Source organism: Pantoea sp. MBLJ3 (genome assembly GCF_000816655.1).
GTDB lineage: Bacteria > Pseudomonadota > Gammaproteobacteria > Enterobacterales > Enterobacteriaceae > Pantoea > Pantoea eucalypti.
In genome coordinates this window covers 721,938-737,639 of the sequence record NZ_JSUT01000005.1, presented here as the reverse complement: position 1 = coordinate 737,639, position 15,702 = coordinate 721,938, and the positions used below count along the sequence as shown (strand labels likewise).

At 53.8% G+C, this 15,702-nt stretch carries 16 protein-coding genes; 15 read left to right on the top strand and 1 reads right to left on the bottom strand.

Annotated features, from left to right (window positions below):
* Positions 1-1,220 precede the first annotated feature (1,220 nt).
* Positions 1,221-1,532, bottom strand: coding sequence for a flagellar hook-basal body complex protein FliE (gene fliE, locus NP77_RS09790; protein WP_003854485.1), 312 nt, complete (start codon positions 1,530-1,532; stop codon positions 1,221-1,223).
* Positions 1,533-1,763: 231 nt separating this feature from the next.
* Here fliE and fliF point away from each other — a divergent pair, with 231 nt between their 5' ends.
* The 15 genes from fliF (at position 1,764) to NP77_RS09715 (ending at position 15,615) form a co-directional block, all read left to right on the top strand.
* Entirely contained in the window at positions 1,764-3,485 is a 1,722-nt protein-coding gene (fliF, locus tag NP77_RS09785) for a flagellar basal-body MS-ring/collar protein FliF (protein ID WP_039659977.1), read from the top strand.
* Entirely contained in the window at positions 3,482-4,474 is a 993-nt protein-coding gene (fliG, locus tag NP77_RS09780) for a flagellar motor switch protein FliG (RefSeq protein ID WP_003854483.1), read from the top strand. The genes fliF and fliG overlap by 4 nt, the downstream gene beginning before the upstream one ends.
* Positions 4,467-5,165, top strand: a complete 699-nt coding sequence (gene fliH, locus NP77_RS09775; RefSeq protein ID WP_039659975.1) for a flagellar assembly protein FliH — start codon at positions 4,467-4,469, stop codon at positions 5,163-5,165. The genes fliG and fliH overlap by 8 nt, the downstream gene beginning before the upstream one ends.
* Positions 5,165-6,526, top strand: a complete 1,362-nt coding sequence (fliI, locus tag NP77_RS09770) for a flagellar protein export ATPase FliI (RefSeq protein ID WP_003854480.1) — start codon at positions 5,165-5,167, stop codon at positions 6,524-6,526. The genes fliH and fliI overlap by 1 nt, the downstream gene beginning before the upstream one ends.
* A 28-nt stretch (positions 6,527-6,554) precedes the next feature.
* Complete coding sequence (gene fliJ / locus NP77_RS09765) at positions 6,555-6,998, top strand: flagellar export protein FliJ (RefSeq protein WP_003854478.1); 444 nt, start codon at positions 6,555-6,557, stop codon at positions 6,996-6,998.
* On the top strand, positions 6,995-8,260 hold the full coding sequence (locus NP77_RS09760) for a flagellar hook-length control protein FliK (protein ID WP_039659972.1): 1,266 nt from the start codon (positions 6,995-6,997) through the stop codon (positions 8,258-8,260). The genes fliJ and NP77_RS09760 overlap by 4 nt, the downstream gene beginning before the upstream one ends.
* Before the next feature lie 128 nt (positions 8,261-8,388).
* Entirely contained in the window at positions 8,389-8,874 is a 486-nt protein-coding gene (gene fliL, locus NP77_RS09755) for a flagellar basal body-associated protein FliL (protein WP_003854474.1), read from the top strand.
* A 4-nt stretch (positions 8,875-8,878) separates the two neighbouring features.
* Positions 8,879-9,886 carry a flagellar motor switch protein FliM gene (gene fliM / locus NP77_RS09750; protein ID WP_003854473.1) on the top strand — a complete coding sequence of 336 codons (1,008 nt, stop codon included), beginning with the start codon at positions 8,879-8,881 and terminating at the stop codon, positions 9,884-9,886.
* Positions 9,879-10,286: a flagellar motor switch protein FliN gene (fliN, locus tag NP77_RS09745; protein ID WP_003854471.1), complete on the top strand. Its 408-nt coding sequence runs from the start codon at positions 9,879-9,881 to the stop codon at positions 10,284-10,286. The genes fliM and fliN overlap by 8 nt, the downstream gene beginning before the upstream one ends.
* A gap of 10 nt (positions 10,287-10,296) precedes the next feature.
* The gene (gene fliO / locus NP77_RS09740; protein WP_003854470.1) at positions 10,297-10,695 is read left to right on the top strand and encodes a flagellar biosynthetic protein FliO; all 399 of its coding nucleotides are present in this window, start codon (positions 10,297-10,299) and stop codon (positions 10,693-10,695) included.
* Complete coding sequence (gene fliP, locus NP77_RS09735) at positions 10,695-11,426, top strand: flagellar type III secretion system pore protein FliP (protein WP_031593200.1); 732 nt, start codon at positions 10,695-10,697, stop codon at positions 11,424-11,426. The genes fliO and fliP overlap by 1 nt, the downstream gene beginning before the upstream one ends.
* A 26-nt stretch (positions 11,427-11,452) precedes the next feature.
* The gene (fliQ, locus tag NP77_RS09730; RefSeq protein WP_003854466.1) at positions 11,453-11,722 is read left to right on the top strand and encodes a flagellar biosynthesis protein FliQ; all 270 of its coding nucleotides are present in this window, start codon (positions 11,453-11,455) and stop codon (positions 11,720-11,722) included.
* The gene (gene fliR / locus NP77_RS09725; protein WP_003854464.1) at positions 11,722-12,507 is read left to right on the top strand and encodes a flagellar biosynthetic protein FliR; all 786 of its coding nucleotides are present in this window, start codon (positions 11,722-11,724) and stop codon (positions 12,505-12,507) included. The genes fliQ and fliR overlap by 1 nt, the downstream gene beginning before the upstream one ends.
* Before the next feature lie 624 nt (positions 12,508-13,131).
* The gene (rcsA, locus tag NP77_RS09720; RefSeq protein WP_008926881.1) at positions 13,132-13,767 is read left to right on the top strand and encodes a transcriptional regulator RcsA; all 636 of its coding nucleotides are present in this window, start codon (positions 13,132-13,134) and stop codon (positions 13,765-13,767) included.
* A 141-nt stretch (positions 13,768-13,908) separates the two neighbouring features.
* Entirely contained in the window at positions 13,909-15,615 is a 1,707-nt protein-coding gene (locus NP77_RS09715) for a methyl-accepting chemotaxis protein (protein ID WP_003854460.1), read from the top strand.
* Positions 15,616-15,702 lie beyond the last annotated feature (87 nt).

Sequence of the window (15,702 nt, the reverse complement as noted above, 5' to 3'; positions counted from 1 at the left end):
CAATTACCTATCCAGCCTGATAATTATTCTCATGGCCTTTTCCTTAGTTGAAAAGATAATCCTTGCACAACATGCAACGAGTTATACTTTTGATCGCTTAAAGCTTTCATTCATGATTTCAATAATGATGTGTCAGATCTTTTTGGTCACAAAAGGAAAATACGTTCTAGCACCAGTAATATTTGTTATCTGTTCTTGCCTTGTATCATTTGTAACATATAGAGCTGACACTGGTCAGTTTCGAAACTGGAAGGATATACAAAAAGCAAACATCGTCATAGCTAACAAAGTGACTGGTGTAAAAGATTATGAGTGTGTATCGATTTACAATAGCACCCGAGTCAGGGCTTATCTTAATTTCATCATGGGACGGTCTATATGGGAACGATTACCTTCAGATATTGAAAAAAATGCGAATGACAAATGCCCGCTCATTGTAATAAACGGAGACATACCATTCAAAGATTTTCAGAGAATAACTTCTATAGAAATTTATAACAATGGAAGCTTAGAGAAACAAATAAATTAATCGACAATATGGAGAGATACGAGTTGGGAATGAACTCTTGTACAGTGGCACAGAAAATGCTTGTGATTAGTGGCACGCTGGATATGCGCGCTGGCGTGGGAGGATGTTGACCTTGAAGCGAAGAAGCTGACCGTCAGCCGCAACCTGACACCGCAGGGTTTATTCACTCCACCTAAGACGGAAGCCGGAAACCGTGTCATATGCCTGATAGATGCGGCCGTTGATATTCTGCGTGATTAAAGGGAGCTGACCCGAATGTATCCTCAGACCTCATTCAACTTTCATACCAGGGAGTATGGCGGGCGCATTGAGGAACAGAAGACATTTGTGTTCAATCCCTGCGTTAACGCACTCAACGGCAGGTCGGGAGCATATTACTCAACAGAATCACTGGGACAGACATGGACCGGCGCACTGAAGCGTGCAGGCCTGCGGCACCGGAAAGCCTATCAGTCACGTCATACGTTTGCGTGCTGGGCGCTTTCAGCAGGCGCAAACCCGAACTACCTTGCATCGCAAATGGGTCATTCCGATGCGCAGAGGGTGTATCGGGTTTATGGCGCCTGGATGTCAGAGAACAATACCGACCAGCTATCACTCATCAACACGAAAATGAGCGATCTTGTGCTACATACGTGCTCCACTAAAGTGGCAGTATGATAAACCTCAACAGCTTCAGGCAGTTACCCGCCTAAACCTGCATATTCATAATTTCGCTGTACGCCGACACCAGTTTGTTCCTGACCTGAATTCCCATCTGCATTGAGATTGACGATTTCTGCAGATCGACCATCACATCATTCAATGCGATGCCGGGTTTCCCCATTTCAAAATCCTGCGCCTGGGTGCGTGCGGTAGTCTGCGTCTCGCTGATCTTATCCAGCGCCGCTTTCATGGTCGCGCCGAAATCGATCTGATTGGGTGCTTCACTGCTGCGATTACTGGCCTGCAGTGAGGTCGCCTGTAGCTGCTGCAGTACGCCGTCAATTGCCTGAATGGACATGAACGATACCTTTTAAAGAGGGTGACATTTTTGATGTGAGCAAAAGTTAGCACGTTGTCAATGAGACAAAGCCGCTAAATAACATCAAAAACCCTACCTTATCCAGCCATCGAATTTTGCTTATCACCTAATAATGCCTGGCATTGAAGTGGAAATTTTATCTACGCAGGTCAGGGAGTCTGTTTTGCCATCTCAACTTACCCGGTCAATTACGTCAGGCAGGAAACGGTCATGAATGCGAGTACAGCCGCCACAACAGAACAAGAAAAGAAAGGCTTCGGTGACCTGTTAGCTCGCCTGCGCGCAAATCCGCGTATTCCTTTAGTCATCGCCGCGGCTGCTGTCATAGCAATCGTGATCGCGATGGTGCTCTGGGCGAAACAGCCATCTTATAGCGTCCTTTATAATAACCTCACTGATGAGGATGGCGGTGCCATCGTCACGCAGCTGACGCAGATGAACATTCCCTATCGCTTCGCCGAAAACGGCGGCGCATTAATGGTGCCTGAAGCGAATGTGCATGAGTTGCGTCTGCGTCTGGCTCAGCAGGGTCTGCCGAAAGGCGGCTCGGTAGGCTTCGAGCTGCTGGATAAAGAGAAGTTCGGTATCAGCCAGTTCAGCGAGCAGGTTAACTACCAGCGCGCGCTGGAAGGCGAACTGGCGCGCACCATCGAATCGCTGGGCCCGGTCAAAAGTGCCCGTGTTCATCTGGCGATGCCTAAACCCACCTTATTTGTGCGTGAGCAGAAAGCACCCTCCGCCTCTGTCACCTTAACGCTGCAACCTGGCCGTGCGCTGGATGAAGGTCAGATTCAGGCCATTGCCCACATGGTCTCAAGCAGCGTCGCCGGTTTACCGCCGGGCAACGTGACGGTGGTCGATCAGACCGGACGCCTGCTGACCCGTTCTGATTCTGCCGGTCGCGATCTGAATGACGCGCAGCTGAAGTACTCCTCTGAAGTTGAAGCGCGTTACCAGCAACGTATTGAAGCGATCCTGAATCCGATTCTTGGCCAGGGCAATGTGCATGCGCAGGTTACCGCGCAGATTAACTTCGACACTGCCGAGCAGACTGACGAGAAATATCAGCCTAACGCTAATCCGTCGAACTCAGCGATTCGTTCGCGTCAGACCAGCACCAGCGATCAATCAGGCAGCCCTTATCCGGGCGGCGTGCCGGGCGCACTTTCTAACCAGCCGGCGCCAGCCAACACCGCGCAGGTTACACCTAACAACGCAGGCAATGGTCAGGCCGCGAATGGTCAGAACAATGCGGCGAATAACGCCAGCCAGACCACAAGCACTGCACCGGCCAGCTCAGGCCCGACGAATTCACGTCGTGATGACACGGTGAACTACGAGCTGGATCGCTCCATTCGTCATACCAAAGTCAACGTCGGCGACGTACAGCGCCTGTCGGTTGCGGTGGTGGTGAACTTCCGTGCAGATGATAAAGGCAAAGCCGTTGCGCTGAATGAACAACAACTGAAGCAGATTGAAGACCTGACCCGCGAAGCGATGGGCTACTCCCAGAGCCGTGGCGACAGCATTAACGTGGTGAACTCGCAGTTTAACACCACTGAACCTGTGACCACTGATTTGCCATTCTGGCAACAGCAGTCCTTCTTTGATCAGCTGATGGATGCCGGTAAGTGGCTGCTGGTTGCTCTGGTCGCCTTCGTCCTCTACCGCAAGATGGTTCGTCCGCATCTGGTTCGCAAGCAGGCCGCAGAGAAAGCCGCTGCTGAAGCCGTTGCCGCCCGCGCCGCTACTGATCAGCCGCAGGAAGAAGCCTTTAATGTGCAGCTCAGCAAAGATGAGCTGGATCAGGAACGTAAGTCAAACAACCGCATGAGCGCAGAAGTGATGAGTCAACGCATCCGCGACATGTCAGAAAACGATCCGCGCGTCGTCGCGCTGGTAATTCGCGAATGGATGAGTAAAGAGCTATGAGTCTGACCGGAACCGAAAAAAGCGCCATCCTCATGATGACCATTGGTGAAGAGCGTGCTGCGGAAGTTTTCAAACACCTGAATCAGCGCGAGGTGCAGCATCTTAGTGGTGCGATGGCCAATATGCGTCAGGTGTCGCACAAACAGCTGACAGAGGTGCTGCGTGAGTTCGAAGCAGATGCTGAGCAGTTCGCGGCACTGAGCCTTAACTCTAACGAATACCTGCGTTCAGTGCTGACACGTGCACTGGGCGAAGAGCGTGCCTCCAGCCTGCTGGAGGACATTCTCGAAACGCGCGAAACCACCAGCGGTATGGAAACGCTCAACTTTATGGAACCGCAGGCCGCCGCCGACCTTATTCGCGACGAGCATCCACAGATTATCGCGACCATACTGGTGCACCTCAAGCGTGCCCAGGCTGCGGATATCGTGGCGCTGTTCGACGAACGTCTGCGTCACGATGTGATGCTGCGTATCGCGACATTCGGTGGTGTGCAGCCAGCCGCGCTGGCCGAACTGACCGAAGTACTGAACGGCCTACTGGATGGCACCAACCTCAAGCGCGCGAAGATGGGCGGCGTGAGAACGGCAGCCGAGATCATCAACCTGATGAAAACGCAGCAGGAAGAGGCCGTTATCGAAGCGGTACGCGACTTCGATGGCGAACTCGCACAGAAAATTATCGACGAGATGTTCCTGTTCGAAAACCTGGTGGCCGTGGACGACCGCAGCATCCAGCGTCTATTGCAGGAAGTGGAGTCCGAGCAGCTGCTGGTTGCACTGAAAGGTGCCGAACAGCCACTGCGCGAGAAATTCCTCAAAAACATGTCAGCCCGTGCGGCCGATATCCTGCGCGACGATCTGGCCAACCGTGGTCCGGTTCGGATGTCGGCAGTGGAAAACGAACAGAAAGCAATCCTGCTGGTGGTTCGCCGCCTGGCCGAATCTGGCGAGATGGTGATTGGTGGTGGCGAGGAAACGTATGTCTGATGCATTTTCTGCCCGCCCCTGGCAGCTGTGGCAGCCCAATGATTTAGGCCGTTTTGATGAGCCTGAACCGGCGCTGCAGCCAGAAATATACGACGCTGAAGATGGCGATGGCGTTGATGAGCAGCAACAGCAGCTTGAACGTCTGCAGCAGCAGATGCGGAAAGAGGCACAGAGTCAGGGTTACAACGAAGGCTATCAGCAGGGTGTAACCGAAGGTCAGAAAGCGGGCTATGACGCCGGTTTTCAGCAGGGTCTGGCCGATGCCCAGCAGCAGCAGGCGCCCCTTCAGGCGCGGATGCAGCAGCTGGTGACGGAGTTTCAGAACACGCTGGAATCCCTCGACAGCGTCATCGCTGCCCGTCTGATGCAGCTGGCGCTGGAAGCGGCTCGCTCGGTCATTGGTCAGGCGACAACGGTAGATGGTACCGCCCTGCTACGCCAGATTCAGGGATTACTGCAGCAGGAACCGATGTTCAGCGGCAAACCACAGCTGCGTGTTCACCCGGATGACTTACAACGTATCGAGCAGACCCTGGGTCCGACGCTGGACCTGCATGGCTGGCGCCTGATCGCAGACAGCACACTCCATCCTGGCGGCTGCAAACTCAGCGCAGAAGATGGCGATCTGGATGCCAGCGTCGCGACGCGCTGGCAGGAACTTTGCCGACTTGCTGCACCTGGAGAAATTTAATGACCACCCGTCTGAATCGCTGGCTTGGCTCGCTCGACGCCTTTGAGAAACGGATCGCCCAGGTGCAGCCGGTGCGCCGTTATGGCCGCCTGACCCGCGCCACCGGCCTGGTGCTGGAAGCGACCGGCTTACAGCTGCCACTGGGTGCAACCTGTGTGATCGAACGCAACGATGGCAAAACCATCAGTGAAATCGAAAGCGAAGTGGTGGGATTCAACGGGCAGAAACTGCTGATGATGCCACTGGAAGAAGTGGACGGCATTTTACCGGGTGCGCGTGTCTATGCGCGCCAGAACGGTGAGAACCCGCAGGCAGGCAAACAGATGATGCTGGGCCCGGAACTGCTGGGCCGCGTACTTGATGGCAGCGGTCGACCGCTGGATGGCCTGCCGTCGCCGGATACCGGCTATCGCGCACCGCTGAACACCCCGCCGTTTAACCCGCTGCAGCGTACGCCGATTACCGACGTGCTGGATACCGGCGTGCGGGCTATTAACGCCCTGCTGACGGTCGGTCGCGGGCAGCGTATGGGCCTGTTCGCCGGTTCGGGCGTGGGTAAAAGCGTCCTGCTCGGCATGATGGCGCGCTATACCAAAGCCGACGTGATCGTGGTCGGTCTGATTGGCGAACGTGGCCGTGAAGTAAAAGATTTTATCGAGAACATTCTCGGTGCTGAAGGCCGTGCGCGTTCAGTGGTTATTGCCGCGCCGGCCGACGTGTCACCGCTGCTGCGTATGCAGGGTGCCGCTTACGCCACCCGCATCGCGGAAGATTTTCGCGACCGCGGCAAGCATGTGTTGCTGATTATGGATTCCCTGACCCGCTACGCCATGGCGCAGCGTGAGATCGCCCTGGCAATCGGTGAACCGCCCGCAACCAAAGGCTATCCGCCTTCCGTGTTCGCCAAACTGCCTGCGCTGGTTGAGCGTGCCGGTAACGGCATCGACGGCGGCGGCTCGATCACTGCCTTTTATACCGTACTGACCGAAGGCGACGATCAGCAGGACCCGATTGCGGACTCCGCGCGCGCCATTCTCGACGGCCACATCGTGCTGTCACGCCGGCTGGGCGAAGCGGGTCACTATCCGGCCATCGATATCGAAGCCTCGATCAGCCGTGCGATGACGCATCTGATCGATGAGAACCACTATGCACAGGTGCGCCAGTTTAAGCAGTTGCTTTCCAGCTTCCAGCGAAACCGCGATCTGGTCAGCGTCGGCGCCTATGCCGCCGGCAGCGATCCGATGCTGGATAAAGCGATCACGCTCTATCCGCAGATGGAAGCTTTCCTGCAACAGGGCATCTTTGAGCGCAGCGATTACGACGACGCCAGCCTGCATCTGCATGCGCTGTTTGGCTAGTCACACGAATTAACACGAGGTAACGGCAATGAAAACTGCAAATGCCATCGATACGCTGCGCGACCTCGCGGAGCAGGATCTCGAACGTGCCGCCATCTACTTAGGCGATATGCGTCGCGGCCAGCACGCCGCTAACGAGCAGCTGACGATGCTGCTCGACTATCAGGATGAGTATCGCAACAAGCTCAACGACGATATGTCATCCGGTATTGCCAGCACCCGCTGGACCAACTATCACCAGTTTATTCAGACGCTGGAAAAAGCGATTGAGCAGCACCGCAACCAGCTCAATAACTGGAATCAGCGGCTGGAACAGGCGCTGATCAACTGGCGCGACAAACAGCAGCGGCTGAACGCTTATCAGACGCTGATAACGCGTGCAGCAGAAAATGCATTACGACAGGAAAACCGTCTCGATCAGAAACGGATGGACGAATTTGCCCAACGGGCCGCATCGAGGAGAGGCGAATGATTACGCTGCCACATATTGCCACGAAAGCGTCGGTTAAAACCGACGCGGAACCATCAGTTTCAACCGATCTTGCAGCGGGTGAAGACGCGCTGCCTAAGGACTTTCTGACTGCGCTGGGAAACCAGCTGCTCGGCCTGGCGAAACAGCATGGGAAAGTGGCGCAATCCGCTGACGCTAAAGCAGAAAAGGCTGATGACGCCCTCCCGAAGGCCCCCCTGAATGCACTGATGGCGGCGCTGGATAATCCTGCTGCGCTGACCGCCCTGTTTAAACCGGAAAATATTAAAGCTGGGTCAAAATCAGCCGATGATAAAGACAAGCCGGACGTGGCACCCTTAAGCGCCACTGACATGCAAAATGTGCAGGCGTTGTTCGCCATGTTACCCGGTGCGGTGACACCGACAGCGACGCCGTCGACCCCGGTCAGCAGTGAGGCGGGCGAGCTGATTGCCCAGACCGACACCGGCCGGAAAAGTCAGACGTCGCTGACGCAACTGCTGAGCAGCGCACAGCCGGGCCACGAAACAGGTGACGATGAGAAGGCTGAAGTCAGAAGCGACGCACAAAGCAAACCTGCCGTCGCGACTGCCGCCAGCCAGAGCAACACCGCCGCGCAGAGTGCAACAGGCAATGGCCTGACGCTTGATAGCAGTTTTCAGCAGGCACTGAGCAATATGGTTAAGCAGGATGATCAAGCGATCAAAGCCAGCACCAGCGATAGCACGATCAACGCGATGCCCGTTGCCACCGCCAGCAGCCTGCCCGCCGCGGTGACCGCCTCCGCGACCATCAGCACCCCGTCAACGCCAACGCTGAACTCACAGCTGGGCAGCGACGAGTGGCAACAGGCGCTAAGTCAGCAGATTGTGATGTTCACGCGTAACGGCCAGCAGAACGCGGAGTTGCGTTTACATCCGGCAGACCTTGGCGCTATCCAGATCAGCCTGAAACTGGATAACGACCAGGCACAAATTAATCTGGTTTCCGGCCATAGCCACGTCAGAGCGGCACTGGAAGCCGCAATACCGCAGTTGCGCAGTGCGCTGGCAGAAAGCGGTATTAACCTGGGCGAGAGTCAGGTGAGCAGTGACAGTTCCGCGCAGGGCCAGCAATTCCAGCAACAACAGGAGGCGCGCCGCGATGGAGAGCACGGCCGCTTCTCCCTCACCCAGGACAGTGACACCGACATTACGCCGATTGCCGTTCCCGCCGCCCTTCAGGCTCGTGTTAGCGGCAACAGCGCCGTCGATACTTTCGCCTGACAGCGGCAAACGCTGAAGGTAAGCGTAAAACCCGCGTCTTATCTACCCATTGGTTTGACTTAAGACGCGGATAATCTGTCCCGTGAGCCGAGAGGCTTGCCCATAATTCACAGGAAGTAACTGCAACCATGTCTGATAACGCGAAAGCAAAAGGCCGCAAACGTAAACTCTTAATACCAGTGTTGCTCATTGTAACGCTGGCCGCTTGCAGCGCGGCAGGGTATGCAGTCTGGCGAATGATGAATAAACATGAGGGCGATAAGCCTGAGGTGGCGAAAGTTGAACCGCCTCCCGCTCCGGTCTTTTTTGCACTTGATACATTTACGGTTAACCTGGTCAATCCCGACAACGATCCCGACCGCGTGCTTTACGTAGGCTTTACCCTGCGTCTGGCCGATGAGGATACCCGGCGTCGGTTGAATGACTATCTGCCTGAGGTGCGCAGCCGTTTGCTGCTGCTGCTCTCGCGTCAAAGCGCTGCGACGCTGGCGACAGAGCAAGGAAAGCAGGCGCTTGTTGAACAAATCAAACAGGCGCTGACACCCCCGCTGGTAAAAGGTCAACCTCCGCAGGCTGTAAGCGACGTGCTGTTTACTGCCTTCATTTTGAGGTGAATCAATGGGCGATAGCATTCTTTCCCAGGCTGAAATTGACGCCCTTTTAAACGGCGACAGTGGCAGCGCGGAAGAAGAAAAGAAACAAAACGGACCGGAAGGTGATATTCGTCCTTACGATCCGAATACCCAGCGCCGCGTGGTGCGCGAGCGTTTGCAGGCGCTGGAGATTATTAACGAGCGTTTTGCCCGTAGTTTCCGTATGGCGCTGTTTAACCTGCTGCGCCGTAGCCCGGATATCAGCGTCGGGGCGATCAAGATTCAGCCGTATCATGAGTTTGCCCGCAATCTGCCGGTGCCAACCAACCTGAACCTGATCCACCTGAAACCGTTGCGTGGTACAGCGCTGGTGGTGTTCTCACCAAGCCTGGTGTTTATCGCTGTCGACAACCTGTTTGGTGGCGACGGACGTTTTCCGACGAAAGTTGAAGGCCGTGAGTTTACCCATACCGAGCAGCGCGTTATTCGCCGCATGCTGAAGCTGGCGCTGGATGGTTACAGCGACGCATGGAAAGCCATTTATCCACTGGACGTTGAGTATGTACGTTCAGAGATGCAGGTAAAGTTCACCAACATCACCACTTCACCGAACGATATCGTGGTTAACACGCCGTTCCAGGTGGAGATTGGTAACCTGGTGGGTGAGTTTAATATCTGCATCCCGTTTTCAATGATTGAACCGCTGCGCGAGCTGCTGGTGAACCCACCGCTCGAAAACTCTCGTCAGGAAGATAACCACTGGCGCGACAACCTGGTCAAACAGGTGCAGCACTCTGAGCTGGAATTGATTGCGCACTTTGCCGAAACCTCACTGCGTCTGTCACGGATTTTGCAGCTGAAACCCGGTGACGTGCTGCCGATTGAGAAGCCGGAACGCATTATCGCCCATGTCGATAGCGTCCCGGTCTTAACCAGCCAATATGGCACGATGAATGGTCAGTACGCGCTCCGTGTCGAACACCTGATTAACCCGATTTTGAATTCGCTGAACGAGGAACAGCCCCATGACTGACAGTAATAAACCGTCTGACGATATCTCTGCGGACGATCTGTGGGCTGAAGCGATGAATGAGCAGGTCGGCAGCAGCAGTGCGCCGCAGACCGACGACGTCTTCAAATCATTCGACAGCGGCAACGTCGCTGGATCGCTGCAGGATATCGATCTGATTATGGATATCCCGGTGAAACTCACCGTGGAACTGGGTCGCACCAAAATGACCATTAAAGAGCTGCTGCGTTTAACGCAGGGTTCGGTGGTCTCGCTGGATGGCCTGGCAGGTGAACCGCTTGATATTCTGATCAACGGCTACCTGATCGCTCAGGGTGAAGTTGTCGTGGTGAACGACAAATATGGCGTGCGCATCACTGACATCATCACCCCATCTGAACGTATGCGTCGTCTGAGTCGCTAAGAGTCACATTATGAATAGCCAGAATCAAACGCTGCAACCGGCTGCACCGCACGCTCAGGCGATCTCAACCGGCTCTATGCTGGCTCAGGTCAGCAGCGTATTAGCCGTAATTATCTTATTGATTCTGGCCTGCGCCTGGCTGGCACGCCGTGTCGGCTTCGCGCCGAAAAAGGTCAGCAGCCAGGAGCTTAAACTCACCGCCAGCGTATCGGTGGGCCAGCGTGAGCGGGTGGTGATTATCGATACCGCCGATGCCCGTCTGGTGCTGGGCGTCACCGCACAGCAGGTTACCCATCTGCACACGCTGCCGCCGGGTGAACCGGTCGCTGTGACGCCGGTGAACAGTGCGCCACAGGATTTTCGTCAGCTGTTACAGAACCTGGTTAAACGTCCCGGAAAACCACAATGATGCGTCGACTGCTTCCTTTACTGCCACTGCTGTTACTGGCACCGGTTGCCCATGCCCAGCTGCCGGGCCTGGTGAGCCACTCACTGCCGAACGGCGGTCAGAGCTGGTCCCTGCCGGTTCAGACGCTGGTTTTTATCACTGCACTGACCTTTATTCCGGCCGTGCTGCTGATGATGACCAGTTTCACCCGCATCATCATCGTGTTTGGCTTACTGCGTAACGCCCTTGGCACGCCCTCGGCGCCGCCTAACCAGGTGCTGCTTGGACTGTCGCTGTTTCTGACCTTCTTTATTATGGCGCCGACGTTCGACAAAATTTATCAGGACGCTTATCTGCCATTCAGTCAGGACAAGATCAGCATGGATGTGGCGATCGATAAAGGCGCCCAGCCACTGCGCGAATTTATGCTGCGTCAGACCCGCGAAGCCGATTTAGCGCTGTTTGCCCGTCTGGCGAATACCGCCCCAATTGCCGGCCCTGAAGCGGTGCCGATGCGCATTCTACTGCCCGCCTATGTCACCAGCGAGTTGAAGACGGCGTTCCAGATTGGCTTTACCGTGTTTATCCCGTTCCTGATCATCGATCTTGTGGTTGCCAGTGTGCTGATGGCGCTGGGAATGATGATGGTCCCGCCAGCGTCTATCGCGCTGCCGTTTAAACTGATGCTGTTTGTTCTGGTCGATGGCTGGCAACTGCTGGTCGGTTCACTGGCGCAAAGCTTCTACTCCTGATCCCCCTTTTCTTACCGGAGCAACATATGACACCTGAATCAGTAATGGTAATGGGACAGGAAGCGATGCGCGTCGCCCTGATGCTGGCCGCCCCGCTGCTGCTGGCAGCCCTGGTCAGTGGCCTGCTGATCAGCCTGATCCAGGCGGCGACCCAGGTCAACGAACAGACCTTATCCTTTATTCCTAAGATTCTGGCCGTTGCCACCACCGGTATCATTGCCGGTCCGTGGATGCTGAATCTGCTGCTGGATTATATCCGCACCGTCTTTACTAACCTGCCATACATCATCGGCTGATGATTACTCTCGATAGCAGCCAGCTGGTTCATTGGGTCAGCCAGTTCTTCTGGCCTCTGGTGCGCATCATGGCATTATTCGCCACTGCTCCCATCCTCAATGAACGATCTATCAGCAAGCGTGTCAAAATCGGTCTGGCGGTGATGATCACCTGGCTGGTCATGCCGCTGTTACCGGCTGTTAATGTGACGCTGTTTTCACCTCCCGGCTTTCTGCTGCTGATTCAGCAGATGCTGATAGGTATTGCCCTCGGCTTCACCATGCAGTTCGCGTTTGCGGCTGTGCGCCTTGCCGGTGAAGTGATTGGTTTGCAGATGGGCATCTCGTTCGCCACCTTTTTCGATCCCGGCAGCCGCCTGAACATGCCAGTGCTGGCCCGTTTTCTCGACATGCTGGCGATGCTGCTGTTCCTGACCTTTAACGGGCATCTGTGGCTGATTTCGCTGCTGGTGGACAGTTTTCATACGCTGCCGATTGGCGGTGAGCCGGTAAATGCCAACGCGTTTATGGCGCTGGTGAAGTCAGGCGGATTAATTTTCCTTAACGGCATGATGTTAGCGCTGCCCTTAATCGTTTTGTTACTCATGGTAAATCTGGTACTGGGTTTGTTAAATCGTGTTTCACCACAGTTATCAATCTTCGCAATTGGCTTCCCTATTACCTTATCAGTTGGAATTTTAACCATCAGCTTGCTGATGCCCCTGCTAGCCCCGTTCTGTGAACGTTTATTCGGTGAAATTTTTGATTTACTCGCCCTGTTCCTGACAGAACTATCCCGTCCCTGAACATTAAGTTTCTAACTACCTTTGCAAAATGACACTTAAGTATCACAAAACCATCCATGCATCTTCAGAACCATGTTTTCCAGAATGCAACTAAGGAAATTCTGATAAACGTGCGCAGAGTCTGAAAATAATTCTTATTAAACCGGGCTTCGCGTATTTTAGTTGGGTGGTTCACAGAAGCGGTCAGACTGTGAATGTGCAGGCTAAATCGGCAAATCACTGTATTTACAAGAAAAAATTCTTTAAGTGATTTTTCTTGTTAAAAAAGTGTTTTTCCGGCATTGTCAACGCACGTTGAGACTTCACACTTTCGTAAAACAAATGTTTTTGAGAATTGTCCTATCAGAAAACGCTTTGTTTTCTAGGATAGTGATACAGCTCTCAAAAATGAGTTTTACTGCTTCCGACACTTCACTGGCACTCCCCCGCCATGGTCGGAGAGTGTGTGACGTCATGGCGGCACAAAATTTTTGCAGAACGGGTCAGGGATGAAGACTTTTACGGGCGGTTGCCTGTTGCCAAACTGCACGAGCAGAATAAAAAGTATCTAAGAAATCTCTCTCGTACCGCAACGCGTATTCATCGTTGATTTAAACGGATAACAAATTGGTGAGGGTCGCTATTATGCCAACTATTATTATGGATTCCTGCAACTACACACGCCTGGGATTATCAGACTATATGTCTTTAAAAGGAGTTAAGAAGAAAAATATCTCTTCTGTCTCCGATATTGAGCAACTACAGCAGAAATGTGAGCAATTAAATCCTGGTGTCGTCTTTATTAATGAAGATTGTTTCATTCATGAGTCAGATTCCAGTGAACGTATTCGCAGTATTATTACGCAGCATCCGGACACACTGTTCTTTATATTCATGGCGATTAGCAATATCCATTTTGAGGAATATCTCTACGTTCGTAAGAACCTGATTATTACATCAAAATCGATGAAGACATCGACCCTGGACTCCTTACTCGGCACCTATTTGCAGAAGAAGCTTAACCAGTCTGCACGCATCTCTTCTGGCATGGATGTTCATCCATTAACGTTGAGCCAGACTGAGTCAAACATGCTGAAGATGTGGATGTCAGGTCATGATACCATTCAGATCTCAGATAAAATGCAAATTAAGGCCAAAACGGTATCGTCACACAAAGGTAATATTAAACGCAAAATCAAAACCCATAATAAGCAGGTTATTTATCATGTGGTGCGTTTGACCGATAATGTGACCTCGGGTATTTACGTTAATATTCGCTGATCGTAAATCCTGAAGAACCGGCCGCTATGGCCGGTTTTTTTTTGCACTAAATTGCGATCCATGTCTCATTCTTACTGCTAACCTTTTTCGCTCTTTTGCCGATGTTATGCCTTATAACAACAGCCTCAAGAGAGCAAGGATATGAACACTGCATTAGATAATGATGGACAGAAAAGCGCTGGCATCTGGCAGAATCTCCGCCTGGTGCCGCTGTTTAGCCTGATCTTCGGCGGCATTTTGCTGCTGTTCGCACTCTGCATTGGTGTCGCCAGTTACTTTCTGATTTTAAGCAACCACTCACTTGATGATGCCACGGACGAAATTCAGGTTCGTATGGGCCTTTCTAACAGTTCAAACCACCTGCGTACTGCGCGACTGACCATTATTCAGGCGGGTGCCGCCGCGCGTATCGGTGAAATGGACGATTTTCGTGCCAATATCGCCGCCGCTGAAAAACGTATTCAACAGGCAAAGCAGGGGTTCGCGGTCTATATGGCGCGTGTAGTGAAGACGCCAGCAGACGTTGAACTGGACGCCACACTGCAGACCCGCTTCAACAATTACATCAATAAAGGCCTGATACCGATGATCGATTCCGGTAAACAGGGCAGTTTTGAGGGCATTATCGCTCAGGAGACGGACGTTACCCGCAAGCTGGATGACGAGTACAACGCGGTATTACTCAAAGCGATCAAGATTCGTACTGACCGCGCCAATGCCATTACCGCTGAAGCGGATCAGCAATCGCGCATCGGCTTTATCTCAATGGCTGTGGCGTTCAGTGCCGCACTGGTGCTGGTGCTGCTGACCTTTGTGTTCCTGCGCCGCGTGGTCATTAGCCCCCTGCGTCAGTCTGTGCTGCGTATCGAGCGTATTGCGCAGGGCGATCTGACCTCCGCCCCCCTGCCCTTTGGTCGCAGTGAGATTGGTACACTGATCCACAATCTGCAGCTGATGCAGCAGTCGCTGGTGACCACCGTGGGTACGGTGCGTGAAGGCGCAGTGGCCATTTATCAGGGTTCCAGCGAAATATCAGCCGGTAACACCGATCTCTCATCCCGTACCGAGCAGCAGGCAGCGGCACTGGAGCAGACCGCAGCCAGCATGGAACAACTTACCGCCACAGTGAAACAGAACGCCGAGAATGCGCATCACGCCAGTCAGCTCGCCGCAGATGCCTCAGGCAAAGCGCGCAGCGGAGGCGATCTGGTCAATAATGTCGTGAAAACCATGACCAATATTTCCGGCAGCTCGAAGAAAATCGCTGAGATCACCAATGTCATTAATAGCATTGCGTTCCAGACCAATATTCTGGCGCTGAACGCGGCGGTTGAAGCGGCACGGGCCGGTGAACAGGGACGTGGTTTTGCGGTGGTAGCGAGCGAAGTGCGAAATCTGGCCCAGCGCAGTGCGCAGGCTGCTAAAGAGATAGAATCTTTAATAGCGGAGTCGGTTACGCTGATCAATGACGGTTCGCATCAGGTCGGCGCGGCCGGGAACACGATGGGTGAAATTGTAGAAGCAGTCCGTCGCGTCACCGACATTATGTCAGAGATTGCAGCAGCGTCGGATGAACAGAGCCGTGGCATTCAGCAGGTGAGCCAGGCGGTTACCGAGATGGATAACGTTACCCAGCAGAACGCCTCTCTGGTGGAAGAAGCTTCAGCCGCAGCAGCCTCGCTTGAAGATCAGGCCGGTAAATTAACACAGGCGGTAGCCGCATTCCGCCTGCACGACTCCCCCGCTACCGCAGGTGTGGCTCCACGCGCCGCTGCACCACTCAAAACACCGGCACTGGCAGCACGTCCTGCGCTCGCCACCGGTACTGATAACTGGGAAACCTTCTAAGCTCTTCGGCAATCATCCCGGGCGGGCGACGACTGCCGGGGGATTACCAACAGCAAAAAGCCGCGTTTCCGTATACGGAAACGCGGC

What these genes read in the sequence shown, in the direction of transcription:
- fliE (WP_003854485.1), bottom strand. Translation starts at nt 1,532, where the DNA reads ATGTCCATTCAGGCAATTGACGGCGTACTGCAGCAGCTACAGGCGACC.
- fliF (WP_039659977.1), top strand. Translation starts at nt 1,764, where the DNA reads ATGAATGCGAGTACAGCCGCCACAACAGAACAAGAAAAGAAAGGCTTC.
- fliG (WP_003854483.1), top strand. Translation starts at nt 3,482, where the DNA reads ATGAGTCTGACCGGAACCGAAAAAAGCGCCATCCTCATGATGACCATT.
- fliH (WP_039659975.1), top strand. Translation starts at nt 4,467, where the DNA reads ATGTCTGATGCATTTTCTGCCCGCCCCTGGCAGCTGTGGCAGCCCAAT.
- fliI (WP_003854480.1), top strand. Translation starts at nt 5,165, where the DNA reads ATGACCACCCGTCTGAATCGCTGGCTTGGCTCGCTCGACGCCTTTGAG.
- fliJ (WP_003854478.1), top strand. Translation starts at nt 6,555, where the DNA reads ATGAAAACTGCAAATGCCATCGATACGCTGCGCGACCTCGCGGAGCAG.
- NP77_RS09760 (WP_039659972.1), top strand. Translation starts at nt 6,995, where the DNA reads ATGATTACGCTGCCACATATTGCCACGAAAGCGTCGGTTAAAACCGAC.
- fliL (WP_003854474.1), top strand. Translation starts at nt 8,389, where the DNA reads ATGTCTGATAACGCGAAAGCAAAAGGCCGCAAACGTAAACTCTTAATA.
- fliM (WP_003854473.1), top strand. Translation starts at nt 8,879, where the DNA reads ATGGGCGATAGCATTCTTTCCCAGGCTGAAATTGACGCCCTTTTAAAC.
- fliN (WP_003854471.1), top strand. Translation starts at nt 9,879, where the DNA reads ATGACTGACAGTAATAAACCGTCTGACGATATCTCTGCGGACGATCTG.
- fliO (WP_003854470.1), top strand. Translation starts at nt 10,297, where the DNA reads ATGAATAGCCAGAATCAAACGCTGCAACCGGCTGCACCGCACGCTCAG.
- fliP (WP_031593200.1), top strand. Translation starts at nt 10,695, where the DNA reads ATGCGTCGACTGCTTCCTTTACTGCCACTGCTGTTACTGGCACCGGTT.
- fliQ (WP_003854466.1), top strand. Translation starts at nt 11,453, where the DNA reads ATGACACCTGAATCAGTAATGGTAATGGGACAGGAAGCGATGCGCGTC.
- fliR (WP_003854464.1), top strand. Translation starts at nt 11,722, where the DNA reads ATGATTACTCTCGATAGCAGCCAGCTGGTTCATTGGGTCAGCCAGTTC.
- rcsA (WP_008926881.1), top strand. Translation starts at nt 13,132, where the DNA reads ATGCCAACTATTATTATGGATTCCTGCAACTACACACGCCTGGGATTA.
- NP77_RS09715 (WP_003854460.1), top strand. Translation starts at nt 13,909, where the DNA reads ATGAACACTGCATTAGATAATGATGGACAGAAAAGCGCTGGCATCTGG.